Below are 24,003 nucleotides of genomic sequence, written 5' to 3' on the forward strand. Positions count from 1 at the left end.
GGGCCGACCGGAACCGGTCGACCCCCTCACCGTGTCAGCTGACCGCTCAGCGGCCGGACATGAGCTCCCGCATCAGCTCGGCGGTCTCGGTCGGGGTCTTGCCGACCTTGACGCCGACCGCCTCCAGCGCCGCCTTCTTCGCGTCGGCGGTGCCGGCCGAACCGGAGATGATCGCGCCGGCGTGACCCATGGTCTTGCCGGGCGGGGCGGTGAAGCCGGCGATGTAGCCGACCACCGGCTTGGTGACGTTGGCCTTGATGAACTCGGCCGCCCGCTCCTCGGCGTCGCCGCCGATCTCACCGATCATGACGATCGCGTCGGTCTCCGGGTCCGCCTCGAAGGCGGCCAGCGCGTCGATGTGGGTGGTCCCGATGATCGGGTCACCGCCGATGCCGACGCAGGTGGAGAAGCCGATGTCGCGCAGCTCGTACATCATCTGGTAGGTCAGCGTGCCGCTCTTGCTGACCAGGCCGATCCGGCCGACGCCGGTGATGTCGGCCGGGATGATGCCGGCGTTGGAGGCGCCCGGCGAGGCGATGCCGGGGCAGTTCGGGCCGATGATCCGGGTGCGCTCGCCCTTGGCCACGTTGTACGCCCAGAACGCGGCGGTGTCGTGCACCGGCACGCCCTCGGTGATCACCACGGCCAGGTCGATGCCGGCGTCGATCGCCTCGACCACGGCGGCCTTGGTGAACTGCGGCGGCACGAAGATGACCGTGACGTCGGCCCCGGTCTCCTTCATCGCGTCCGCGACGGAGGCGAAGACCGGCAGCTCGGTGCCGTCGAAGTCGACAGTGGTGCCGGCCTTGCGCGGGTTCACGCCGCCGACCACGGTGGTGCCGGCGGCGAGCATCCGCCGGGTGTGCTTGGAACCCTCGGAACCGGTCATGCCCTGCACGATGACCTTGGAGTCCTTGGTCAGCCAGATAGCCATTGTCAGACCCCCGCCGCTGCCAGCTCGGCGGCCCGCTCGGCCGCGCCGTCCATGGTGTCGACCCGCTGGATGAGCGGGTTCGCCGCGCCGTCGAGGATGGCCCGGCCCTCCTCGGCGTTGTTGCCGTCGAGGCGGACCACGAGCGGCTTGGTGGCCTTCTCGCCGCGCTGCTCCAGCAGCGCCAGTGCCTGCACGATGCCGTTGGCGACCGCGTCGCAGGCGGTGATGCCGCCGAAGACGTTGACGAAGACGCTCTTCACCGACGGGTCGGAGAGGACGATCTCCAGGCCGTTCGCCATCACCTCGGCGCTCGCGCCGCCGCCGATGTCGAGGAAGTTGGCCGGCTTGACGCCGCCGTGCCGCTCCCCGGCGTACGCGACCACGTCGAGCGTGGACATGACCAGACCCGCGCCGTTGCCGATGATGCCGACCTCGCCGTCGAGCTTGACGTAGTTGAGGTCCTTCTCCTTGGCGGCCTGCTCCAGCGGGTCCACCGACGCCTGGTCGACCAGGGCCTCGTGGTCCGGGTGCCGGAACCCGGCGTTCTCGTCCAGCGTGATCTTGGCGTCCAGGAGCAGCAGCTTGCCGTCCTTCGTGGTGGCCAGCGGGTTCACCTCGACCAGGGTGGCGTCCTCGGCGACGAACGCCTGCCACAGCCCGACCGCGACGTCGACGATCTGGTCGGCGACCTCGGCCGGGAAGCCGGCCGCGGAGACGATCTCCCGCGCCTTGGCCTCGTCCACGCCGGTGTTCGCGTCGATCGGCGCCTTGACGACCTTCTCGGGGGTCTCGGCGGCGACCGCCTCGATGTCCATGCCGCCGGCGACGCTGGCGATGCAGAGGAAGGTGCGGTTCGCCCGGTCGAGCAGGTACGAGAAGTAGTACTCCTCGGCCACGTCCGCGGTCACCGTGATCATGACCTTGTGGACCGTGTGACCCTTGATGTCCATGCCGAGGATGTCGGTGGCGCGGGCCACCGTCTCCTCCGCGCCCTCGGCCAGCTTCACGCCGCCGGCCTTGCCGCGGCCACCGACCTTCACCTGCGCCTTGACGACCACCCGGCCGCCGAGGCGTTCGGCGATCGCGCGGGCCTCCTCCGGGGTAGTGGCGACGCCGCCGGCGAGCACGGGCAAACCGTGCCGCTCGAACAGGTCCCGCCCCTGGTACTCGTACAGGTCCACGATTGCGCGTCCCGTCCCGTCTCCGCGGCGCGCCGTCGCGCCGCCACCAGCGTTGGAAAATCAGTTTGACGCCTGTCATCAGAACAGACAGGCCATTTGCCGCAGCCTAACGAGATGGGAACCGGCGGCAACCGAGCGGGTGCGGGGTGTGCGGTAATGCACAGCCGTCGTCGCGGTAGCGCACGACGAGAGACGCGGTGTCAGCCGTCCGGGGGATGTCCGCGTCGGGGCGTAACCCCCGGTCAGGGGCGTCGTTGAGTCTGATGTCGGAGCGCTGGTCAAGCGCGATGACGGGAGCGGCCGATGCCCTGTCGGTCGAGGGGTGGCGGCGGGGCATCGTGCATAGAGGGGCCGGGCGTGTGAGGGGTGCGTCCGGCCCCTCCCCCTGCCCGGATTCAGCCGACCGGCTGGGCCACGTTCTCCCGTACCCAGTCGACGATCGACCCGGTGGTGGCGCCCGGGGTGAAGATCTTCGCGACGCCGAGCCGCTCCAGCTCCGGGATGTCGGCCTCCGGGATGATGCCGCCGCCGAAGACCACGATGTCGGCCGCCTGGCGGTCGGTGAGCAGCTCGACGACGCGCTTGAACAGCGTCATGTGCGCGCCGGAGAGCACCGAGAGGCCGACCGCGTCCGCGTCCTCCTGGATCGCCGTCTCGACGATCTGCTCGGGGGTCTGGTGCAGGCCGGTGTAGATGACCTCCATGCCGGCGTCCCGCAGCGCGCGGGCGACGACCTTCGCGCCGCGGTCGTGGCCGTCCAGGCCGGGCTTGGCGACGACGACCCGAATCCGAGAGCTCATCTGCGCACACCTTTCACCGGCACCGGCACTGCTGACCTGAACGAACGGTAACCCGGGCGGACCGGGGGCGGGAAGCCGGGCTGCGCCATACCGCCCACCCGGGCGCGCCGGAAGTCGGACACCTCCGCCGATCGGTCACGGTCCGCGACGAAAGGCCAGTCGACACGCCATCCAACCGGCGGCACGAGATGACACAAGACAGGATGTAAACGGACATAACGAAACGCCGATTCGGCGCTTCGGCTTGTGACAGGAGTGGCGGTTGGCTAACGTGTCCACGGTTGTCATCAAGTCCACGGACGGGTGACGACGCGGCACCGGACGTTCGGCAGAGCTTCACCGAACGGCCCGAGGTCGCATCGGATCCCCGACAACGGAGGGTGTGCGTGCGCCAGCGCCTGTCGTCTGAGCCCGATAGATATCGCGGTCGTCGCCGCGTACCCACCCCCCCGCGGAGCCGCTACGCGGCGGTCGTCACGACCGCCTTCGTCGGCGCCGGCATCGTCGCCCTCGGGGCGAACGCCCTTCCCGACGCCAAGAGCGTCAGCCCGTCCGTCCTCGACGAGCTCCGGCAGGCCTCGGTCGCCAGCCAGGACGCCGCGGCCCGCGCCGACAGCGCCGACCGCGCCACCCGCGACGACCGGTCGGGTGGCGACACCGCCGCCACCGAGCAGGACCCCTGGCTCCTCCCCCTGCACGGCTACGACTTCAAGTCGCCCTACGGCATGCGCTGGGGCAAGCTGCACACCGGCATCGACCTGGTCGCGCCGGAGGGCACGCCCTACAAGGCGGTCCACGCCGGCACCGTCACCAAGGCCGGCTGGTTCGGCGGCTACGGCTACGCCGTGATCGTCCAGCACGCCGACGGCAGCGAGGCCATCTACGGCCACTCCTCCGCGGTCACCGTCAAGGAGGGCCAAAAGGTCAAGGCCGGCGACCAGCTCGGCCTGGTCGGCAACACCGGCCACTCCTACGGCTCGCACCTGCACCTCGAGGTGCATGTCAACGGCGAGCCGCGCGACCCGGTGACGTTCCTCCAGGAGCGCGGAGTGGACATCAAGCTCGAAACCGAGGCACTCTACGGCGACGTAGCCGCCTCCTGACGCTCCGCACCGCCCGATGACCGCCCGGATCCTACGATCCGGGCGGTTTCGCGTGGGCGCATGTCTGCCCCGTCACACCGCAGGATGTGAGCGGGCCCACAACACCCGGTGATCGGCGCTTGTCGTGAATCGCCCAGCCGGGCCCGATCGCGGACACGATCCGGCGACGCACCCGACCGGGCCGCGAACCCGCCACCGGCGCGCTCGGAGACCGACACCAGTATTTCCAGGTCCACGTGCCCCTCAACTGGTGAAGGTTCCCGTGCAGCACAGCAGTCCCATCCCGAACGGCACCACCCCGGACCCCGCCCCCGCCCGGCACCGGCGGACCGGACGGCGGACCGCGTACCTGGTCACCGGCGCGCTGGCCCTGCTCGGTCTCGGCCTCGGCGGCGTCCTGGTCGCCACCGACGACAGTCCGGCGTCGGCGCCGGCCGCGGTCGACTTCGACGCGCGGGCCCGCGCCGAGGCCGCTGCCCGCGCCGACCGGTCGTCCCGCGAGTCGCTCCGCCCGGTCACCCCGCCCGCGACGCCGGCCAGCCCGTCCCCCAGCCCGAGCGCGACCAGCCCGAAGCCGAAACAGTCCGTGCCGCCGAAGCCGAAGCCGAAGCCGACGAAGAAGAAGGCCGCGCCGAAGCCGAGCTGGGTCATCCCGATGCGGGGCGCGGACATCACCTCCTGCTTCGGGCCACGGTGGGGCACGCTGCACGCCGGCATCGACTTCGCCATGCCCGCCGGCACCCCGATCCGGGCCGCCGCGTCCGGCACCGTGGTCAAGGCCGGCGACGTGGGCGACGGCTACGGCAACTCCGTCTTCGTCGACCACCACAACGGCTACCTGACCCACTACGCCCACCAGAGCCGGCTGCTCGTCGACGTCGGCGACCGGGTCAAGGCCGGTCAGGTCATCGGCTACGAGGGCGCCACCGGTGACGCCACCGGCCCGCACCTGCACTTCGAGGTGCACCAGGGTGCGATGTGGAACCAGATCGACCCGGCACCGTTCCTGCGCGCCCGCGGCGTCGACGTGGCCTGCTGACCGCCACCGCACGACGAGGAGGCCCGGCCGGTGCGACACCGGACCGGGCCTCCTCGACGCTCAGAGCTTGTCGATCGGCGCGTGCCGCAGCACCAGCCACATGGTCTGTTCGCCGAAGTCGATCTGCGCCCGGGCACCGGGCCCGGCACCCTCCACCGCCAGCACCCGGCCCAGGCCGTAGCGCTGGTGGTTGACCCGGTCGCCCACCGAGACCTTGGGCGTCTGCTTCAGGTCGCTCGCGGTGGCCAGCCGGCTGGCGTCCACACCGAGACGCTTGGCGAGCTGGGTGGCCCGGGGCGTGCCGCCGGTGAAGCCGCCCCGGCCGCCGCCGGACATCCGGTCCGCCCGGCCACCGACGCCACCACCGCCGCCACCCCACGAGGTGTACGAGCCCTCGGTGCGCTCCCACCGCACCAGCTCCGGCGGCAGCTCCTCCAGGAACCGCGACGGTGGGTTGTAGGCCGGCGCACCCCAGGCCGACCGGGTGACCGCCCGGGACAGGTAGAGGCGCTGCCGGGCCCGGGTGATGCCCACGTACGCCAGCCGGCGCTCCTCCTCCAGCTCGCGGGTGTCGCCGAGCGAACGCAGGTGCGGGAAGACGCCGTCCTCCAGGCCGGTCAGGAAGACCACCGGGAACTCCAGCCCCTTGGCGGTGTGCAGCGTCATCAGGGTGACCACGCCCTGGTGGTCGGGGTCGTCGGAGGGAATCGCGTCGGCGTCGGCGACCAGCGCCACCTGTTCCAGGAAGCCGGCCAGCGTGGCCCGCTCGTCGTCCGCGCCCAGCGACTCGATCCGCTCGGTGTACTCCCGGGCGACGCTCACCAACTCCTGGAGGTTGTCCACCCGGCCGGCGTCCTGCGGGTCGAGGCTCTCCTCCAGCTCGGCCAGGTAGCCCGAGCGGGTCAGCAGCGCCTCCAGCACCTCCTCCGGGGTGCCGGTGGCGGTCAGCTCACGGGCCGCGTCGAGCAGCCCGACGAACTCGGCGATGCCGTTGGCCGCCCGGGTGGAGATCCCCGGCGCGTCCTTCGCCCGGCGCAGCGCGGCGCCGAACGAGATGCGGTCCCGGGCGGCCAGCGCCTCGACACAGGCCTCGGCCCGTTCGCCGATGCCCCGCCGGGGGGTGTTGAGGATCCGGCGCAGGCTGACCGTGTCGTCGTCGTTGACCACGGCCCGCAGGTAGGCCAGCGCGTCGCGGACCTCCTTGCGCTCGTAGAAGCGCACCCCACCGACCACCTTGTAGGGCAGGCCGACCCGGATGAACACCTCCTCGAACACCCGGGACATGGCGTTGGTGCGGTAGAAGACCGCCACGTCGCCCGGCCGGGTGTCGCCGGCGTCGACCAGCCGGTCGATCTCCCGGGCCACCCAGTCCGCCTCGGCGTGCTCGGTGTCCGCCACGTAGCCGACGATCTGCTCGCCCGCGCCGGCGTCGCTCCACAGCCGCTTGGGCTTGCGTGAGGTGTTCCGGTCGATGACCGCGTTGGCCGCGTTGAGGATGGTCTGGGTCGAGCGGTAGTTCTGCTCCAGCAGGATGGTGCGGGCGTCGGTGAAGTCCCGCTCGAACTCCAGGATGTTGCGGATGGTCGCGCCCCGGAACGCGTAGATCGACTGGTCGGCGTCGCCCACCACGCACAGCTCGGCCGGTGGGATGCCCTCGGTGCCGGAGACCAGCTCCTTGATCAGGACGTACTGGGCGTGGTTGGTGTCCTGGTACTCGTCGACGAGCACGTGCCGGAACCGGCGTCGGTAGCTCTCCGCCACGTGCGGATGCGACTGGAGCAGGTGCACGGTGGTCATGATCAGGTCGTCGAAGTCCAGCGCGTGGGCCTCGCGCAGCCGGCGCTGGTAGAGCGCGTACGCCTCGGCCAGCGCCCGCTCGTTCGGCCCCTTGGCCCGGCCGGCGAACTCCTCCGGGTCGACCAGCTCGTTCTTCAGGTTGGACACCTGGGCCGCCAGACCCCGCGCCGGGTAGCGCTTCGGGTCCAGGTCCAGCTCGCGGGCGACCATCTGCATCAGTCGCCGGGAGTCGTCGGCGTCGTAGATGGAGAACGTCGACTTGAGGCCGGCGTGCTCGTGCTCGGCCCGCAGGATCCGGACACAGGCCGAGTGGAACGTCGACACCCACATCATCCGGGCGCGCGGGCCGACCAGCGCGGCCACCCGTTCCTTCATCTCGCCGGCGGCCTTGTTGGTGAACGTGATCGCGATGATCTCGCCGGGGTGCGCGTCCCGGGCGGCGAGCAGGTAGGCGATCCGGTTGGTCAGCACGCGCGTCTTGCCCGAGCCGGCGCCGGCCACGATCAGCAACGGGGAGCCGGCGTGGGTCACCGCGTCCCGCTGCGGGCCGTTCAGGCCGTCGAGGAGGGCCTGCGGGTCCGACCGGGCGCCCCCGGAACGGCGCGGCGGGGTCGGCCGGGACTCCGGCGCGGGCGGGGACGCGGGAATGTCGAAGAGAGGATGCATCGCAGCCCGAGTCTATGCCGTCGCCCGGACACTTCCCCGTCCGCGCGCCCGGGTCCCCGGACCGCGTCCCGTCCCACCTGTTGACCGGTTTCCTTGCGCGTCCGCCCCGCCGGTCGGCATACTCGACGACGTGTTCGACAAGCGCTTTTTTTACTACGGCACCGGGAGTCCGGCAGCCGTGGGTCGCGCCTGATCACATCAGACCTACGAAAAGCCCCGGGCTCCCCGAGCCCGGGGCTTTTCCGTCCCGGGATCCGGGTACCGGGTCCGAGCCCCGAGAGGGACGACGATGATGACTGACGTGGTGGAGTCCAGCGGCGGCCTGGCGCGGCACGACCGGAAGGCCGGCGGTGACCCGACCGGCGCCGCGGCGGCGCGGACCGGCACCGACGACTCGGTGGCGGCCGAGCGGATCGGTGAGATCCGGCGCCGGATCGACGAGATCGATCGGACGCTCATCGCGCTCTGGCAGGAACGGGCGGCGCTGTCCCAGGAGGTCGGCGCGACCCGGATGGCGGCCGGGGGCACCCGGCTGGTGCTCTCCCGCGAGCGGGAAATCCTGGAGCGGTTCCGTACCGAACTCGGCGCCGACGGCACTCAGCTCGCGCTTCTGCTGCTGCGCGCCGGCCGCGGCCCGCTGTGACCCGACCCGCGCCACAGACGACGAACCGCCTGCCGGCGTCGGGCTGACGTCGGCAGGCGGTCCGGTCTGGTTCAGGCCACCTCGTGGGTGACGACGATCTGCCGCTTCTCCGCGAAGTGGCAGGCGCTCGGGTGGTCCGAGCCCGGCCGGATCTCCAGCAGCGGCACGTCCTGGGCGCAGACGTCCTGCGCCTTCCAGCACCGGGTGCGGAACCGGCAGCCCGAGGGCGGGCTGACCGGCGAGGGGACGTCACCCTGGAGCCGGATGATCGCCTTGCTCTCCCGCAGGGTCGGGTCCGGCACCGGCACCGCCGACAGCAGCGCCTGGGTGTACGGGTGGGTCGGCCGCTCGTAGATCTCGTCCTCGGTGCCGACCTCCACCATCTTGCCCAGGTACATGACGGCGACCCGGTCCGACAGGTGGCGCACGACCGACAGGTCGTGGGCGATGAAGACGTACGACAGACCGAGCTCGGCCTGGAGCTTCTCCAGCAGGTTCATCACCTGGGCCTGGATGGACACGTCCAGGGCCGACACCGGTTCGTCGCAGACGATCACCTCGGGCCGCAGCGCCAGCGCCCGGGCGATGCCGATGCGCTGCCGCTGACCGCCGGAGAACTGGTGCGGGTACCGGTTGATGTGCTCCGGGTTGAGGCCGACCAGGTCGAGCAGTTCCTTGACCTTGCCGCGTCGGCTGCCGCGCGGAGCCACCTCGGAGTGGATCTCGAACGGCTCGCCGATCAGGTCACCGACAGTCATCCGGGGGTTCAGCGAGGTGTACGGGTCCTGCATCACCAGCTGGATCTGCCGACGCAGCCGCCGCAGCGCGCCACCGGAGAGCTTGGAGATGTCCTGGCCCTTGTAGAGCACCTGGCCGGCGGTCGGCTTCTCCAGGTTCATCAGCACCCGGGCGAGCGTCGACTTGCCGCAGCCGGACTCGCCGACCACGCCGAGCGTCTCGCCGGCCTTCAGCTCGAAGGAGACGCCGTCGACCGCCTTGACGTGACCGATGGTCTTCTTGAACACCACACCCTGGGTCACGGGGTAGTGCTTGACCAGGTCACGAACCTCGATGATGTTCTCAGTCACGGTTCACGAGCTCCTCGGCGAAGTGGCAGGCGCTGGCCCGGCCGTGGCCCAGTTGCAGCAGCGGCGGGACCTTCTCCCGGCACACCGGCTGCGCCATCGGGCAGCGCGGGTTGAAGGCGCAGCCCGGCGGGATGTTCATCAGGTTCGGCGGAAGCCCCTTGATGGTCCGGAGCTCCTGCCCCTTCTCGTCCATCCGCGGGATCGAGTTGAGCAGGCCGAGCGTGTACGGGTGCGCCGGCTTGGCGTACAGCTCGTAGACGTTGGCTTCCTCGACGATCCGACCGGCGTACATGACCGCGATCCGGTCCGCGACGTCGGCGACCACGCCGAGGTCGTGGGTGATCAGGATCATGCCCATCTGCCGTTCCCGCTGGAGTTCGCCGAGCAGGTCCATGATCTGGGCCTGCACGGTCACGTCCAGCGCGGTGGTCGGCTCGTCGGCGATCAGCACCTCCGGGTCGAGCGCGATCGACATCGCGATCATGGCGCGCTGCCGCATACCGCCGGAGAACTGGTGCGGGTAGTTGCTGAACCGACCCTTGGCGTTGGGGATCTTCACCTGGTCGAGCATCTCGATCGCGCGCTTCTTGGCGTCCGAGCGGCTGAGGCCGCGCCGGATGCGGAACTGCTCGGCGATCTGGAAGCCGACGGTGAAAACCGGGTTGAGGGCCGAGAGCGAGTCCTGGAAGATCATGGCGATGCCCTCGCCACGGATCCGTCGCCGCTGCTCGGCGGACTGCTTGAGCATGTCCTTGCCGTGGAAGCGGACCTCGCCGCCGGTGACGAACCCGGGCGGGGTGTCCAGGATGCCCATAACCGTCTGCGCGGTGACGCTCTTCCCGGAGCCGGACTCGCCGAGCACGGCGAGGGTCTCCCCCGCGTCGACGTGGTACGTCACACCGTTGATGACCTTGGCGACGCCGTCCCGGGTGCGGAACTCGACCCGCAGGTCGTCGACCTCGAGCAGGCGGCCCGAGGGGCGGCCGGATCCGTCGGCGCCGGCCGCGGACTGCTCGGACACGAGAATGTCGGACAACTCAGTTCCCCTATCGGAGCTTCGGGTCGAGGGCCTCGCGGACCGCCTCGCCGAGCATCACGAAGCTCAGCACGGCGGTGACGAGGAACGCGGAGGGGAAGAACAGCAGGAACGGCGAGACCCGGATGTAGTTCTGCGCCTCGCTGATCATGATGCCCCAGGAGACCACCGGGCTCTTCAGGCCGATGCCCAGGAAGGAGAGCGTGGCCTCCGCGCCGATGAACGAGCCCACCATGATCGTGCCGTAGACCAGCAGCGGCGCCAGGCAGTTGGGCAGCAGGTGCTTCAGGATGATCCGGCCGGTGCCGGCACCCAGCGCGCGGGCCGCGACGATGTAGTCGGCCTCCTTGGTGGCGAGCACCGAGGAGCGCATCAGCCGCATCACCACGGGCCAGCTCAGCACGCTCAGGGACAGGATGACCAGCCCCATGATCGTCCACTCGCCGTTGTCGGTGCCCGATCCGTTGAACGTGGTCAGGATGACGATCGAGCCGAGCACGAACGGCAGGCCGAAGAAGATGTCCGCGACCCGGGACAGCACCGCGTCCACCCAGCCGCCGCGGTAGCCGGCGATGATGCCCATCGCGCCGCCGAACAGCAGCGTGAGGATGGTGGACACCAGGGCCACCACGATCGACGCGCGGGCGCCGTAGATGACTCGGGAGTAGACGTCGCGGCCCTGCACGTCGTAGCCGAACCAGGCCGACGACGACGGCTCGACCCGGCTGCGCTCCAACGCGCCGTTGACCGCGTCGCCGGAGGTGAACAGCGACGGGAACGCGGCCATCACGATGAAGAGCAGGATGAACGCGGCAGAGATCCAGAACAGCGGCTTGCGACGGAGGTCGAGCCAGGCGTCACCGAGCAGGCCGCGCGGCTTCTGCTGCTTGGCGCTCTCCGGCAGGCCGGCGTTGGTGGGCGCACCGGACCCGGCCTCGGTGGGCATGGTCGCGGGCGGCGTCGACACGATCGACGCGGTACTCGGGTCACTCATGCCCGCACCTCGCTGCGCTCGGCGCGGGCGTGGTTGCCCGCGCAGACTGCTGGGACGATTCGTTCGCTGCGGCGCTCGTCACTCATAGCGGATCCTCGGGTCGAGGGCGGCGTAGAGCAGGTCCACCAGCAGGTTCATCACGAGGTAGACGACCACCAGCACCACCACGATGCCGACAACGGTAGCGCTCTCCTTGGTGACGATCGAGCGGAGCACCTGCCGGCCGATGCCGTTGATGCCGAAGATGCCCTCGGTCACGATCGCGCCACCCATCAGCGCACCGAGGTCGGTGCCGAGCAGCGTGACCACCGGGATGAGCGAGTTGCGGAGCAGGTGCACGCCGACCACCCGGCGCATCGGGAGGCCCTTGGCGATCGCGGTACGCACGTAGTCGGCCCGCCGGTTCTCGGCGATGCTCGTGCGCGCCACCCGGGCGATGTACGCCATCGAGGCGCTGCCGAGCACGAAGCCGGGCACGATCAGCTCGCTGAACCGCATCTCGTTGGAGACGGTCGGGTTGATGATGCCCCACTTGACGCCGAGCACCCACTGCAGCACGAAGCCGATGACGAAGACCGGCAGGGCGATCAGGAACAGGGTGGAGACCAGGACCAGGTTGTCCAGGAAACCGTTGCGTCGCAGACCGGTCAGGATGCCCGCGCCGAGACCGATCACGGCCTCGATGGCGAGGGCGACCACCGCCAGCTTCAGGGTGTTCGGGTACGACGTGGCGATGATGTCGCTGATCTCGCGACCGCCGAACGTGATACCGAAGTCACCCTGGAACAGGTTCTTCATGTAGCTGGCGTACTGCACCCAGATCGAGTCGTCGAGATGGTACTTCTCGGTCATCATGGCCCGGTAGTTCGGCGGGCAACCGCGGTCGCCGCACTTGCCGGCGAAGGGGTCACCGGGCACCGACCAGACGAGCCAGTAGATCAGGAACGTCGTGCCGATGAACACCGGCACGAGTTGCAGCAGCCGTCTCAAGAGATAACGGCCCATGGGGTGGTCCTCCAGACAGGGAGCGCCGGGCACCCGACGCGGTGACGACAACGTGCGAGGGGTTTGTTGTACACCCCCTCGCGGAACGGCCCCGGGCCGGGCTCACCGGTAGGCGAGCCCGACCCGGGGTCAGACCGTTCGGATCAGAGTTCGACCGAGGTGATGTCGAGCTCGCCGACGTTGGTCAGCTCCAGCTTCTTGATCTTCTCCGAGTGGCCGGACTGCTCGCCGCTGAAGTAGACCGGGATCGTCGGGACGTCCTCGTCGATCAGCTTGACGGCCTCGGCGAACTTCTTGTGGGCCTCCTCGATGCTGGGGGCCGCGGAGGCCTCCTTGGCGAGGGCGTCCACCTGCGGGTTGCTGTACTTGCCGTCGTTCGAGGAACCGCCGGTCACGTAGAGCGGGTTGATCCAGTTCTCGACGTCCGGGTAGTCCTGCTGCCAGCCGGCGCGGTACATGCCGGTCATCTTGTAGTTGTTGATGTTGGCACGGAAGACCGCGAAGGTCGGCACGCCGACGGCGACCGCGTCGATGCCCAGGTTGGTCTTGATCTGCTGGGCGACGGCCTCCATCCACTCCTTGTGGCTGGCGTCCGCGTTGTACGACAGGGTCAGCTTGCCCTGGAAGCCACCGGCCTCCTGGAGGAGCTGCTTGGCCTGGGCCACGTCGAACTTGCAGGCGGTGCAGTTGCCCGGCTCGGCACCCGGGGTCAGCGGGTTGGCCCAGCTGTCGGCCGGCTTGCGGTTACCGAAGAAGATCTTGTCGGTGACGGCCTGCCGGTCGATGGACAGCGAGATCGCCTTACGCAGCTTCGGGTTGGTGAAGCGCTTGTCGTAGATCGGGAAGGCGATGATGCCGGTCGACGGAACGGTCGTCTGGATCGCCCGCTCGCCCAGGTCGGTCTTCCACTTGTCACCGGCCAGCGACGAGACCGGAACCTGCTGCTGGAAGTCCAGGTTGTTGGCGAGCAGGTCGTTGTAGGCCGCCGTGTCGTCCTGGTAGATCTTGACGGTGACGTCCTTGATCTTCATCTTGTCGCGCAGGCTGTAGTCGTCGAAACGAGTCAGCTTGATCTCGACGTCGTCCTGCCAGGAGACGAGCTTGACCGGGCCGTTACCGATCGGCTTCTTGCCGAACTCCGCCGGGGTGGTGGCGAAGAACGCGTCCGGCAGCGGCATGAAGGCGCTGTAGCCGAGCTTCACCGGGAACACGGCGGTCGGCGCGGAGAGCGTGACCTCGAAGTTCCAGTCGTCGACGACCTTCAGGCCGGACATCTCCTTGGCCTTCGGCTCCGGGGCCTTCTTCGGGCCGTCCGGGCCGTCCGGGTCCTCGGTGTAGACGTCGCCGAAGCCCTGGATGTCGGAGAAGAAGGAGGCGTTCTGCGCGCCGTTCGGCCCGTACGCCGCCCAGTTCCAGGCCTTGACGAAGCTCTCGGCCTTGACCGTGCTGCCGTCGTGGAACTTGGTGTTCTGCTTGATCTTGATCTTGAAGACCTTGGAGTCGCTCGTGTCGATCGACTCGGCGAGCAGGTTCTGCGGCGCCCCACCGTTGTTGGGGTACTCGACCAGGCCGCTCCAGACCCAGTCGATGATCTTGCCGCCACCGGTCTCGGTGGTGTTCGACGGAACCAGCGGGTTCTCCGGCTGGGTGCCGTCGATGACGATGGCGCCGTCCTTGCTCGCGCCGGTGTCGCCACCGTCGTTGTTCCCGCTGGAGCAGCCGGACGCGACGAGCGCGAATGCCGCGCCCACCGCGAGCGCGCCGCTCGCCCGCTTCGAGACTCTCATTGCGAGGGGCCTCCTCTTTCTAACCTGGTTCCGTCGTGGGTTTCACGCACGTGTGGGGGGTGACACCGCCGACGACCCGAACCACAGGCCGCCGGTTTACCGCAGAGGAAATCGGGACACCCCTGGGGTACCGATCCGCCGGGCGCCACACCCTTCGACGAGGACATCACGCAGGATCGACGACCACGGGGCGGCGCGGTAGCGGCGTTCCGTGGTCGGCGGGCCCGACGAGATGCCTCACACCGGGGGGTGAGGTGCTGCCACTGTGACACCCACCGGCCCTTTCCGTGAAGGTGCCGTTATCAAGCCGTTAGTTGCTCGCCACGTCGCTGATACCTGAGAAAAGATCACAAACGGCGCGGATCACACGCCTCTGACCAGGCACGACATGCCCACCTCGAGCCAGACCACCCCGAACCTCCGGCGCGCTGGCCGCCCGCGGCCCGCTGCGGAACACCCGAGCGAACGCCGGGTACGCGCAGTTTTTACCCGTACGGCTGAGGTCCTCGTCGACTGTGCGGGCACCCCCGCCGACCAGGTGGACGAGGCTGCCGGCGATCAGACCAGCCGACGGTCGGCGGCCCAGCGGGACAGCTCGTAGCGGTTCGACATCTGAAGCTTGCGCAACACGTTGGAGACGTGCGTCTCCACCGTCTTGATCGAGATGAACAGCTCCTTGGCGATCTCCTTGTACGCGTACCCCCGGGCGAGCAGCCGCAGCACCTCGCGCTCCCGGTTGGTGAGCTGATCCAGCTCGGGATCGGCGACCGGCGCGTCCGGCCGGGAGGCGAACGCGTCCAACACGAACCCGGCCAGCCGCGGACTGAACACCGCGTCGCCGTCGGCCACCCGGCGGATCGCGTCGGTCAGTTCCTCGGGCGAGATGGTCTTCGTCACGTACCCCCGGGCGCCCGCCCGGATCAGCCCGATCACGTCCTCGGCCGCGTCGGAGACGCTCAGCGCCAGGAACCTCACCTGCGGGTGGGTACGCCGCATCGCCTCCAGCACGGCGCGGCCACCCCCGTCCGGCATGTGCACGTCCAGCAGCACCACGTCCGGCTGGGTGACCGCGATCCGGGCCACCGCCTCCGCCACCGAACTGGCCTCGCCCACGACCTCGACCCGGGTGCCCAGCTCGGCGCGGACGCCGGCCCGGAACATGGCGTGGTCGTCGACGAGGAACACCCGCAGCGGCCCTCGCGGCGCCGCGCCCTCGACCGGTTCCTGCTCGGACATGGTCACCTGTCCCTTTCCGCCGTGGAGCCGGCACCGGAGCCGGAGCCGCTGATCGGCAGGATCAGCCGGACCTCCGTCCCCTCCCCCGGCTCGGACCGGATCTCCGCCCGGCCGCCGTGCCGCTGCATCCGGCCGATGATCGAACCCCGGACGCCGTGCCGGTGATTCTCCACCGTATCCGGGTCGAAGCCCTTGCCCCGGTCCCGCACGAACGCGCTTACCTGCTCCGGCTCCACCTCGGCGTAGAGCGACACGGTCTGCACCCCGGCGTGCCGCGCCGCGTTGACGAGCGCCTCCCGGGTGGCCGCGACGAGCGCGCCGACCCGCTCGTCGGTCTCCCGGTCGCCGACCACCACCGCCTCGACCGTGATCGCGAACGTGTCCTCCACCTCGGCGGCGGCCTGTTCCAGCGCGGCCGCGAAGCGCTCGGTCGGCGAGGCGGCCGGCTTGTAGAGCCAGTTGCGCAGTGAGCGTTCCTGCCCCCGGGCCAGCCGCTGCACGGTCTTGACGTCGCCGGCGTTGCGCTGGATCAGGGCGAGCGTGTGCAGCACCTGGTCGTGCACCATGGCAGCGAGTTCGGCGCGCTCCTGCTCGCGGATCCGCCCCTCCCGCTCCGACCGGAGCTGGTTCCAGGTGCGCCACAGCACCGGGCCGGTCACCACGCCCACGCCGGCCAGCCCGACCAGCGCGAAGATGACGCCGTTGAGCACCGCGTCGAAGTTCTGCGCCGGGGAGTAGACGGCGGCCACGCCGATGATGCCGACCGCGACGAGCACGCCGCCGCCGATGAAGCGGAGCACGAACGCCCGCCGGTCGCTCTCCTCCACCACCGCGCCCAGCCAGGGCACCGCCGAGTCGCCCCACTGCCGGCGACGTTCCGGGCCGGACTGGTGCCAGATGACCCCGGCGCCGACCGCGATGATCGCGACCAGCCAGCCGGCGGTGCCGGCCGCTCCGACCGAGTCGAACGCGACCACCTGGAGCAGCAGCACGCCCAACCCGATCACCACGAACGGCAGCAACTGGGCGAGGTCGCGGCGGGGCGGCACGGCGGTGTCGCCGGGCCGGGGCGGGACCACCGCCCAGAACGCGGCGTAGAGCAGCAGCCCGAGCCCGCTGAGCCCGAGCAGCACCATGAACGCCACCCGGACCCGGAGCACCGGGATGCCCAGGTGCTCGGCGATGCCGGCGGCCACCCCGGCCGCCAACCGGTGCTCGGTGGCCCGGTAGAGGCGCGGGGGATGCGGCGTGACGGTGCTGCTGATCTTCGGACTCCCGGTTCGGCGCGAGGTGCCGGCGGCGGCCGACGACCCGATCGTCACACGATCGGAACGCCCCGGACCACGGGGACGCCCCGGACATTCCCCGCCGGGGGATCTCAGGGTGGGGTCAGGGTCGGTTCCGGAGGTCGTCCGGGCAGCCGGGGCAGCACTATCGGAGGCATGACCGAGGACGCTGCCCGTCCGCCCCGCCCCTGGGCGGCAGCACAGGACGTTCCACCGCCGCCCCCGCCGGGGCCGGCCCCCACCGCCGACGACACGCCCCCGCCGCCCGGCGACGGCGCGCCGTTCGCCGAGCCACCCCCCGGCGGGTACGCCCCACCGCCCGGCGCCGCCGGCTTCACCACCCGGTACGGGCTGGTCCGCCCCCGGGAGGGCCGCTACCTGGCCGGGGTGTGCGCCGCCATCGGCCGGGCCACCAACACCGACCCGGTGCTGTGGCGCGTCCTGCTGGCCGTGCTCGGCTTCTTCGGCGGCATCGGCATCCTGGTCTACGTCGCCGCGTGGCTGATCATCCCCGGGGAGGGCGACACCGCCTCACCCGTGGAGTCGATGCTCGGCCGGGGCCGCTCCAGCATGTCCCCGGTCACCGTCATCGTGCTCGGCATCGTGGTCGCGGTCGGCTTCGCGTACGTCGTCACCGACGGCTTCCGGGCCATCCTGCTCGGCGCCGTGATCCTGATCGGCGGCGCGCTGATGCTCAACCGCGACCAGCGGGGGCCCGTGCCCCGGGCCGGCGCGTACCCCGGTCCGGTGCCGCCGTCCGGCGGGCCGGTCCCCGCGCCACCGGCTGCCTCCTGGGCCGGTCCGCCCGCCGGATCCGGGCCGCCGCCGCCCGTCCCGCCGTGGCCGGCCGGACCCGCCGGGTACCCGCCGCCGGCCGGAGCCGGCGCCGCGTACCGGACCGACGAACCGGTCGAGGTCACGCCGGGGTGGCCGGCCGGCCCGCCCGGGGCCGGCTCCGCACCGGCCGCCCGGCCCGCGGCGGGCGACCCGGTCACCGCGTCCGCCCCGACCGGGCCGGGCCACCCCGCCGCACCGCACGCGGACGCGGAACCCGGCTACCCGCCCGTCCACGCCGAACCCGGCTACCCGGCTGCCCCGTTCCCCGGCTACCCGGCCACGCCGCCCGGTCCCGCCCGACCCGGCTACCCGCCCGCACCGGTCACCGGTGCCGGGATCGGCTACCCGACCGCGCCGCTGCCCGCCCCGGGTTGGCCCGCCGCGGCCGGCACCCGACCGGCCCGGTCCGAGCCGGTGACCGCCGCGTTGCCCACGGTGACGTCACCGGCCGGCGACACCGGCACCGGGGCGGCCCCCGGCGCGGCCCCGAGCTGGCCCGCCGCGCCGACCACCGGCGCGCCGCTCGGCGGGCCGACCGCCGTGCCCCCGCCCGCCCCGGTGGGCGCGCCGCTGCCGCCGGGCGGCTACCGTCCGCCGTTCGCCCCGCACGGCCCGTACGCCGGGTCGCCCCCCGCCCCGGCGCCGGTCCGACCGCCCCGCCCGCCGAAGCGGCCGAGGGAACGCTCCCCGCTCGGTGCGATCACGTTCTCGCTGATCTTCCTGGCGCTGGGCCTGGTGGCGATGCTCGACCTGCTCGGCGTGTTCCCGGTCAGCGCGGCCGGCTACTTCGCCGCGGCGCTGGCCACCATCGGCCTGGGGCTGCTCGTGGGCACCTGGTTCGGCCGCGCCCGCTGGCTGATCGCTCTCGGTCTGGTGACGGCGGCGGCGCTCGGCGTCGCCACCGTCGCCGAGTCCTACGACCGGGTTCGCGGCATCGACGGCAACGTCACCTGGGCCCCGACCGACCGCCGCGACCTGGCCGACCGGTACGAGAACAACCTCGGTGACGCGGTGCTCGACCTACGGGCCATCGACTTCGACAAGCAGGACATCCAGGTGACCGTGGACGTGAACCTCGGCAACGCGACGGTGGTCGTGCCGGCGAACGTGGACGTGACCACGGTGGCCGACGTGAACGCCGGCGACGCCACCGTCTTCGGCCGGCACACCGGCGGGCTCAGCGGTCGCCGCTGGGAGAGCACCGACGCCGGCGCGGACGGCCCCGGCGGGGGCAAGCTGCGTCTCTACGTCCACGTGAACGCCGGCAATCTGGAGGTGACCCGGTGAAGGCCCACCGTACGGACATCGTGTCGTTCGCCTTCGGACTTGTCTTCCTCGGGCTCGCCCTCTGGTGGCTGCTGGCCCGGATCCTCGGGCTGGACGTGCCGCCGGTGGGCTGGTTCCTGGCCGGCGGGCTGGTCGTGATCGGGTTGCTCGGCCTGGTCGGCGCGCTGCGCTCGGTCCGCGGCCCGGACCGGCCGGCGGCTCCCGCTCAGCCCGACCGGTCCGGGCAGCCGGGCGGGGCGGAGACGACGGTGGCCGCGCCGTACCGGGACGGCACCCCGGCCGGCGACGGCCCGGCTGCCGAGCGGGCCGACGAGTGGGCCACCGACGCGGTGACCGAGGTGCCGGCGCCGGCCCGGGAGGACCTGCCGGCCGAGCACGGGCCGGGCCGGTCAGCGGCCGGACCGGCGACCGGGGAACCGGCCACCGCCGAACCGGAGGACCGGTCCGGGCCGGCCACCCGCGAGCTGCCCGCGGTCGACCCGGGGGCCGGCGCGCCACCGGCCGGACGGCGTACCCCCGGGGAGCCGCCGGCCTGACCGCGTCGGTGCGGCGGCCCGCGGGCGCGGCCTATGCTGGGTCGAGGGAGACCCCGCCGTCCGGTCCGGGCCGCCCCGACCACGCCCGGAGCTCCCGTTCCGCCCCGGCCGGCCGGTCGCGTCGCCGTAGCGGTCCCCGTCCGTCCCTACCGCGTCAGGAGCTCGTCCGACATGACCCAGTCCCCCGCCGTGCGTGTCACCGGTCCGTCCGGTGCGGTCCGCGTCGGCGAGCGCGCCGCCCGCACGCTCGTCAGCGAGTTCGCCCGGCGTAACGACCCCAAGACCGGACTGCTGGTCGGCGCGACCCCGGAGTCCGCGGTGCTGGCCGCGGCGATCGAGGCGCTGCTCCCGGGCGACCGGCTGGTCGTGGTGCCGGCGGAGGGCGCCGCGGCGGCGGCGCTCCGCGAGCACGTGACGGCCCAGGGCCGCTGGGTCGCCGACCGGGTACGCGTGGTCGACACGCTCACCGAGGCGGAGGCCGCCGCGGTGGTGTTCGTCGCCGAGCCGTTCACCGGCACCGCCGAGGAGGCCCGTGCGGCGGTGGACGGCCTGTCCAAGTACCTGGCCGACGGCGCGGTGCTCAGCGTCGCCGCGCCGCTGTTCCGCACCGAGGGCGCCGGCCCCGAGCTGGAGCGGCAGGGCGTGCTGCACGGCGTCCGCACCGACGTGGTGCTGCGCAACTCCCCGCCGGTCCGCGTGCACCACCTGCGCCTCACCCCGGCGCCGGCCGCGCTGGCGGCCTCGCTGTCGCCGGCGTACCGGCCGTCGAGCGTGCCGGTGACCCGGCGGATGCACATCGACTCCAACGGGGTGGCCGCCGCCGGCATCACGCTCGGCCTGGCCGCCCTGGCCCGGGCCGCACGGCCGAAGTCCAAGCTCTGGCTGGTGCCGGCGTTGGCCGCGGCGCCGGTGGCCGCGTTCTTCCGGGACCCGCAGCGGGACGTCCCGGAGGACCCGTCGGCCGTGGTCGCCTCCGCGGACGGCCAGGTCCTGTCCGTGCAGCGGCTCACCGACGAGCGCTTCGGCGACGGCGAGTGGCTGCGGGTCGCGGTCTTCCTGTCGGTGCTGGACGTGCACGTCAACCGGGCTCCGGTGGCCGGCAAGGTGGTCGACTACTTCGTCGCCGACGGTGGTTTCGTCAACGCCATGAAGCCGGACGCCGAGCACAACGTGGCGGCGTACACGGTGTTGGACACCGACCACGGCACGGTGATCGTGGCGCAGCGCACCGGCCTGATCGCGCGCCGTATCGTGCAGCGGGCACCGGTCGGCTCGCTGCTGGCGAAGGGCGAGCGCCTCGGTCTGATCCGGTTCGGCTCGCGCACCGACGTCTACCTGCCGGTCGACGCCGCGGACCCGCTGGTCGGCCCCGGTGACAAGGTGATCGGCGGGTCGACGGTCATCGCCCGCTGGCGCTGACCCGCCCGCGACGTACGGATAGGGGCGCCGCTCTCGCGAGCGGCGCCCCTTTCGGCGTTACGTGACGCGTGTCAGGCGTCGCGGCGCTGGTGCAGCCAGAGCAGCGGACCGCTGGCCAGGTAGCCCACCACCACGAGGGCGAAGGTGAGCCGGATGTCGACGAGCGCGCCGACCACCGGAGCCACCCAGAGCCACGGCGGCAGCTTCAGCAGCCGGGCGAGCTTGGCGTAGGGGAAGCTGGACACCATCGCGAAGGCGAGCAGCGCCACCCCGGCGACCATGACCAGGCCGGGGACCGGCACCCCGATCGCCACGGTCAGGGCGAGCACCATCGCCGCCATCGTGGTCGGCACGCCGCAGAAGAACCGGCCGTCCTTCGGCGAGACGTTGAACCGGGCGAGCCGGATGGCCGCGCACGCCGCGACCAGGGCGCAGGCGACCGCCGCGGCGGCCGGCGGCACCGAGCCGGCCAGCGAGGCGTAGACCACCACCGGCGCGGCGAGGCCGAACGAGCACATGTCGGCAAGCGAGTCCATCTGCGCGCCGAACGGGCTGGCCACGCCGAGCTTGCGGGCCAGGGCGCCGTCGAGGCCGTCGAACGCGACACACGCGATCAGGCAGACCGCGGCGAGCCGCACCTCGCCCTGCATGGCCAGGAAGATGGCCAGCATGCCGAGCATGAGGCTGCTCAGGGTGCACGCGTTGACCAGCGCGAACTTGGCGCGCCGGGCGGCGGTGCGCTCGCCGGGCAGCAGCGGGATCGACATGGCCGGGGACTCGTCGACCGGCGCGGCCGGGGGGAGCGCCGGGCTGATCGGGCGTACCGCTTCGACGTCGGCGTCGAAGCGGCCGTAGCGGAGACGCTGGCGGTCGGCGTAGCGGCGGTCGCGGGTGACCAGGTCCGTCCCGGGGCCGGCCAGGCCGTCCCGGCGGCCCACCCGGACCAACAGCACCTGGCGGGCGAACGTGCTGCTGCGGCGCAAGCGGCCCGCCCAGCGACGCCCTGCGGGGCGCGGACTGTCAGTAGTACGACGCCGGCGCCATGGGGCTCTCGGCACGTTTCCTCCATCACCGGATCGGCTGGCCGCCCACATCGGGGCGGGTGTCCGGCTGTCTCGTGCCGGACCTTTCGGGCCCGGCAGCCCATTTGCGGAGTACACCATTGCACAGGGGACGGGGGCTTGGCGATAGCTGCCGGCGGTACTTATATCTGCCTCAACCGCACTAACCGCTCAGTTATTCCCATCTCGGGCCGCAACGCCCTTTTCTCTCCGTCATCCCTCTTCCTGACTGTACCGGAGGTGGCCCAGGGCGGCTCGGTGAGCGGTTCAGCTCACTCCGCGCCGGGTGGCCCGGACCGCCACCTCGGTCATCGACAGACCGGCCACCTGCGGTCGGGTGAACCAGGCGGCCCGGGCGGTGGAACCGCCGGCCAGTTCGGTGACCACCGCCTCGGTCGGCGCGTCCACCCGGACCCGGTAGATCACCCGGATGCCGTGCCAGTCCAGCGGGCGGCCCTCCGGGCCGAGCGCGGCGGGCGTGTGCAGGTTGTCCACCGCCAGCAACTCGACCACGCGGCCCAGTTGACCGGCCTCCTCGACCAGCTCACGGAGCAGCCCGGCAGCCGGCTGCTCGCCGTGGTCGGTGCCGCCGCCGGGCAGGTGCCACTTGCCGGCGCCCGGATAGCCGGGGGCGATCATGGTGAGCAGCACCCGGTCGTCCGGGTCGGTGACCAGCCCGTACGCGGCGAAACGCTGCCGGCGGTCGGTGGCCGGCGCGGCCGGCAGCGCCCGGGGCAGGTCGGCCGGCAGCGGCGACACGGGCAGGCCGAGCAGTTCGGCGGTGAACGGCATCAGCAGCCGGTCCGCGGCCTCGTCCGGGGTGAACCAGCCCAGCCCGTCGCTGCCGCCGGCCGGCTCGGGCCGCGGCCCTCCGCCCCGGGCCTCGACCTCGAAGACCAGCCGGTCGGTGTGCACCGCCACCGCGTCGGCGTGGGAGAGGGCCACGTCGGCGACCGCGGCGCGGACCGCGCCGACCGCCACGGTCAGCCCGGTCTCCGCGGCGAACCCGCGTACCACGGCGTCGGCCGGGTGCTCGGCGTGCTCGACCGCACCGCCGGGCAACTGCCACACCCCCGGGTACGGGCCCCCGGCCGCCCCCCGCGCGAGCAGCACCCGCCCCGCCTTGTCCCGGAGAACCCCGTACGCCCCCACCCGCCGCCACCGCTCCACCCCGCACCCCTCCCGGCCCGTTCCAGCGTCGATCATGAGGTTAGCGGCCCCGGGACGGACATTTCGTCCCAGCAACCTCATGATCACCGAAGCGGGAGGGCGGTGGGTGGGGTGGGTGGGGTCAGAGCAGGTGGGCGGCCTGGACGGCTTCGGCGGTGACCTCGGTGAGGCGGTCGGTGGGGAGGGCGCCGAGTTCCTCGCGCCGGAACCAGCGGGCCTCGCACGTGGAACCGCCGACGTCCGCCACGGTGGGCGGGGCGGGCTTGTCCACGACCACCCGGTAGAAGGCGCGGACGCCGTGCCAGTCGATCGGGTAGCCCTCCGGGCCGAGCGAGGCGGCGTCCCGGTGGCTGGCCACTCCGAGCAGCTCGACCAGGCGACCGGTCTGCCCGGTCTCCTCGACCAGCTCCCGGATCAGCGCCGCGGCGGGCTGCTCGCCGTAGTCGGTGCCGCCGCCGGGCAGGTGCCAGCAGCCGGCGCCCGGATAGCCGTCGGAGACACGGGTCAGCAGCACCCGCTCCTCCGGGTCGGTCACCACCGCGTACGCGGCGAAGCGCTGCGCCCGGTGCAGCCCGTCCGGGCCGGGGACGGCGTAGAACGAGGGGAACTCGGGGACCTCCTCCGGCACCACGTCGTGCGAGGAGGTGGGCAGCCCCAGGGCACGCGCGGTGAACGACCGCAGCGGCAGCCCGCGGGCCTCGTCGAGGGTGAACCAGCGGGCCAGGTCGGTGGGGCGGTCGACCCGCTCGGTGAGCGTCCCGCCCCGCACCGACACGGTGTAGAGCAGGCGGTCGGTGTGGATCGTGATGTGCCGCTCGGGCAACGCCCGCATGTCGGCCAGCACGTCCTGGAGGCCGGCGACGGCGACGGAGAGCCCGGTCTCGGTCGCGGTCTCCCGGACGACTGTGTGCTTGGGGTCCTCACCGTGGTCGACCGCCCCTCCGGGGAGCGACCAGGTGCCGGGGGTGCCGGAGCGCTCCGATGCGCGGACCAGCAACACTCGGCCGTTCGAATCAGCACAAACTGCGTATGCCGCGATCCTGCGCAGCGGCTCCAGCGAGGTGGTCACGGGAGCAAATTCTCCCCGGCGGCCGTTAC

At 72.0% G+C, this 24,003-nt stretch carries 20 protein-coding genes; 6 read left to right on the forward strand and 14 right to left on the reverse strand.

The window, feature by feature from the left end; all coding sequences use genetic code 11:
* Window positions 1–46 precede the first annotated feature (46 nt).
* The 3 genes from sucD to ACZ6O5_RS03955 form a co-directional block, all read right to left on the reverse strand.
* Window positions 47–934 carry a succinate--CoA ligase subunit alpha gene (sucD, locus tag ACZ6O5_RS03945; protein WP_281937966.1) on the reverse strand — a complete coding sequence of 296 codons (888 nt, stop codon included), beginning with the start codon at window positions 932–934 and terminating at the stop codon, window positions 47–49.
* 2 nt (window positions 935–936) lie between these two features.
* Complete coding sequence (gene sucC, locus ACZ6O5_RS03950) at window positions 937–2,115, reverse strand: ADP-forming succinate--CoA ligase subunit beta (RefSeq protein ID WP_465974372.1); 1,179 nt, start codon at window positions 2,113–2,115, stop codon at window positions 937–939.
* Between the two features lie 395 nt (window positions 2,116–2,510).
* Window positions 2,511–2,915 (reverse strand): cobalamin B12-binding domain-containing protein, encoded by a 405-nt coding sequence (locus tag ACZ6O5_RS03955; RefSeq protein ID WP_107158910.1) that lies wholly within the window; start codon window positions 2,913–2,915, stop codon window positions 2,511–2,513.
* A gap of 386 nt (window positions 2,916–3,301) precedes the next feature.
* Here ACZ6O5_RS03955 and ACZ6O5_RS03960 point away from each other — a divergent pair, with 386 nt between their 5' ends.
* Window positions 3,302–4,018 carry a M23 family metallopeptidase gene (locus ACZ6O5_RS03960; protein WP_465974373.1) on the forward strand — a complete coding sequence of 239 codons (717 nt, stop codon included), beginning with the start codon at window positions 3,302–3,304 and terminating at the stop codon, window positions 4,016–4,018.
* Window positions 4,019–4,280: 262 nt separating this feature from the next.
* The gene (locus tag ACZ6O5_RS03965) at window positions 4,281–5,057 is read left to right on the forward strand and encodes a M23 family metallopeptidase (RefSeq protein WP_465974374.1); all 777 of its coding nucleotides are present in this window, start codon (window positions 4,281–4,283) and stop codon (window positions 5,055–5,057) included.
* 60 nt (window positions 5,058–5,117) lie between these two features.
* Here ACZ6O5_RS03965 and pcrA read toward each other — a convergent pair whose 3' ends face one another.
* Window positions 5,118–7,520 carry a DNA helicase PcrA gene (pcrA, locus tag ACZ6O5_RS03970; RefSeq protein WP_465974375.1) on the reverse strand — a complete coding sequence of 801 codons (2,403 nt, stop codon included), beginning with the start codon at window positions 7,518–7,520 and terminating at the stop codon, window positions 5,118–5,120.
* A 289-nt stretch (window positions 7,521–7,809) separates the two neighbouring features.
* Between pcrA and ACZ6O5_RS03975 the strand changes: the two genes are divergently transcribed.
* Entirely contained in the window at window positions 7,810–8,163 is a 354-nt protein-coding gene (locus ACZ6O5_RS03975; RefSeq protein ID WP_281937976.1) for a chorismate mutase, read from the forward strand.
* Window positions 8,164–8,234: 71 nt separating this feature from the next.
* Here the strand turns inward: ACZ6O5_RS03975 and ACZ6O5_RS03980 are convergent, their stop codons facing one another.
* The 7 genes from ACZ6O5_RS03980 to ACZ6O5_RS04010 all read right to left on the reverse strand — a co-directional run bounded on the left by ACZ6O5_RS03980 (window position 8,235) and on the right by ACZ6O5_RS04010 (window position 16,574).
* Window positions 8,235–9,251 (reverse strand): ABC transporter ATP-binding protein, encoded by a 1,017-nt coding sequence (locus ACZ6O5_RS03980; RefSeq protein ID WP_465974376.1) that lies wholly within the window; start codon window positions 9,249–9,251, stop codon window positions 8,235–8,237.
* Window positions 9,244–10,272 carry an ABC transporter ATP-binding protein gene (locus tag ACZ6O5_RS03985; protein ID WP_405094333.1) on the reverse strand — a complete coding sequence of 343 codons (1,029 nt, stop codon included), beginning with the start codon at window positions 10,270–10,272 and terminating at the stop codon, window positions 9,244–9,246. The genes ACZ6O5_RS03980 and ACZ6O5_RS03985 overlap by 8 nt, the downstream gene beginning before the upstream one ends.
* 25 nt (window positions 10,273–10,297) lie before the next feature.
* Window positions 10,298–11,281 (reverse strand): ABC transporter permease, encoded by a 984-nt coding sequence (locus ACZ6O5_RS03990; RefSeq protein WP_281937979.1) that lies wholly within the window; start codon window positions 11,279–11,281, stop codon window positions 10,298–10,300.
* Window positions 11,282–11,359: 78 nt separating this feature from the next.
* Window positions 11,360–12,286: an ABC transporter permease gene (locus tag ACZ6O5_RS03995; RefSeq protein WP_107158893.1), complete on the reverse strand. Its 927-nt coding sequence runs from the start codon at window positions 12,284–12,286 to the stop codon at window positions 11,360–11,362.
* A gap of 143 nt (window positions 12,287–12,429) precedes the next feature.
* Window positions 12,430–14,073, reverse strand: coding sequence for a peptide ABC transporter substrate-binding protein (locus ACZ6O5_RS04000; RefSeq protein ID WP_465974377.1), 1,644 nt, complete (start codon window positions 14,071–14,073; stop codon window positions 12,430–12,432).
* Window positions 14,074–14,631: 558 nt separating this feature from the next.
* Complete coding sequence (locus ACZ6O5_RS04005; protein ID WP_107158888.1) at window positions 14,632–15,309, reverse strand: response regulator; 678 nt, start codon at window positions 15,307–15,309, stop codon at window positions 14,632–14,634.
* 2 nt (window positions 15,310–15,311) lie between these two features.
* Window positions 15,312–16,574: an ATP-binding protein gene (locus ACZ6O5_RS04010; RefSeq protein ID WP_281938603.1), complete on the reverse strand. Its 1,263-nt coding sequence runs from the start codon at window positions 16,572–16,574 to the stop codon at window positions 15,312–15,314.
* Between the two features lie 177 nt (window positions 16,575–16,751).
* Between ACZ6O5_RS04010 and ACZ6O5_RS04015 the strand changes: the two genes are divergently transcribed.
* The 3 genes from ACZ6O5_RS04015 (at window position 16,752) to ACZ6O5_RS04025 (ending at window position 20,674) form a co-directional block, all read left to right on the forward strand.
* The gene (locus ACZ6O5_RS04015) at window positions 16,752–18,719 is read left to right on the forward strand and encodes a PspC domain-containing protein (protein WP_465974378.1); all 1,968 of its coding nucleotides are present in this window, start codon (window positions 16,752–16,754) and stop codon (window positions 18,717–18,719) included.
* Window positions 18,716–19,255 (forward strand): hypothetical protein, encoded by a 540-nt coding sequence (locus ACZ6O5_RS04020; RefSeq protein WP_465974379.1) that lies wholly within the window; start codon window positions 18,716–18,718, stop codon window positions 19,253–19,255. Before ACZ6O5_RS04015 ends, ACZ6O5_RS04020 begins: the two co-directional genes overlap by 4 nt.
* A gap of 171 nt (window positions 19,256–19,426) precedes the next feature.
* Entirely contained in the window at window positions 19,427–20,674 is a 1,248-nt protein-coding gene (locus ACZ6O5_RS04025; RefSeq protein WP_465974380.1) for a phosphatidylserine decarboxylase, read from the forward strand.
* Window positions 20,675–20,745: 71 nt separating this feature from the next.
* Here the strand turns inward: ACZ6O5_RS04025 and ACZ6O5_RS04030 are convergent, their stop codons facing one another.
* The 3 genes from ACZ6O5_RS04030 to ACZ6O5_RS04040 all read right to left on the reverse strand — a co-directional run bounded on the left by ACZ6O5_RS04030 (window position 20,746) and on the right by ACZ6O5_RS04040 (window position 23,974).
* Window positions 20,746–21,657, reverse strand: a complete 912-nt coding sequence (locus ACZ6O5_RS04030; protein WP_465974381.1) for a CDP-alcohol phosphatidyltransferase family protein — start codon at window positions 21,655–21,657, stop codon at window positions 20,746–20,748.
* Window positions 21,658–22,002: 345 nt separating this feature from the next.
* A complete protein-coding gene (locus ACZ6O5_RS04035; RefSeq protein ID WP_465974382.1) occupies window positions 22,003–22,941 on the reverse strand; it encodes an NUDIX hydrolase in 939 nt (312 codons plus the stop codon).
* An 85-nt stretch (window positions 22,942–23,026) separates the two neighbouring features.
* Entirely contained in the window at window positions 23,027–23,974 is a 948-nt protein-coding gene (locus tag ACZ6O5_RS04040) for an NUDIX hydrolase (RefSeq protein WP_465974383.1), read from the reverse strand.
* Window positions 23,975–24,003 lie beyond the last annotated feature (29 nt).

The organism is Micromonospora sp. NPDC049201 (assembly GCF_055586805.1).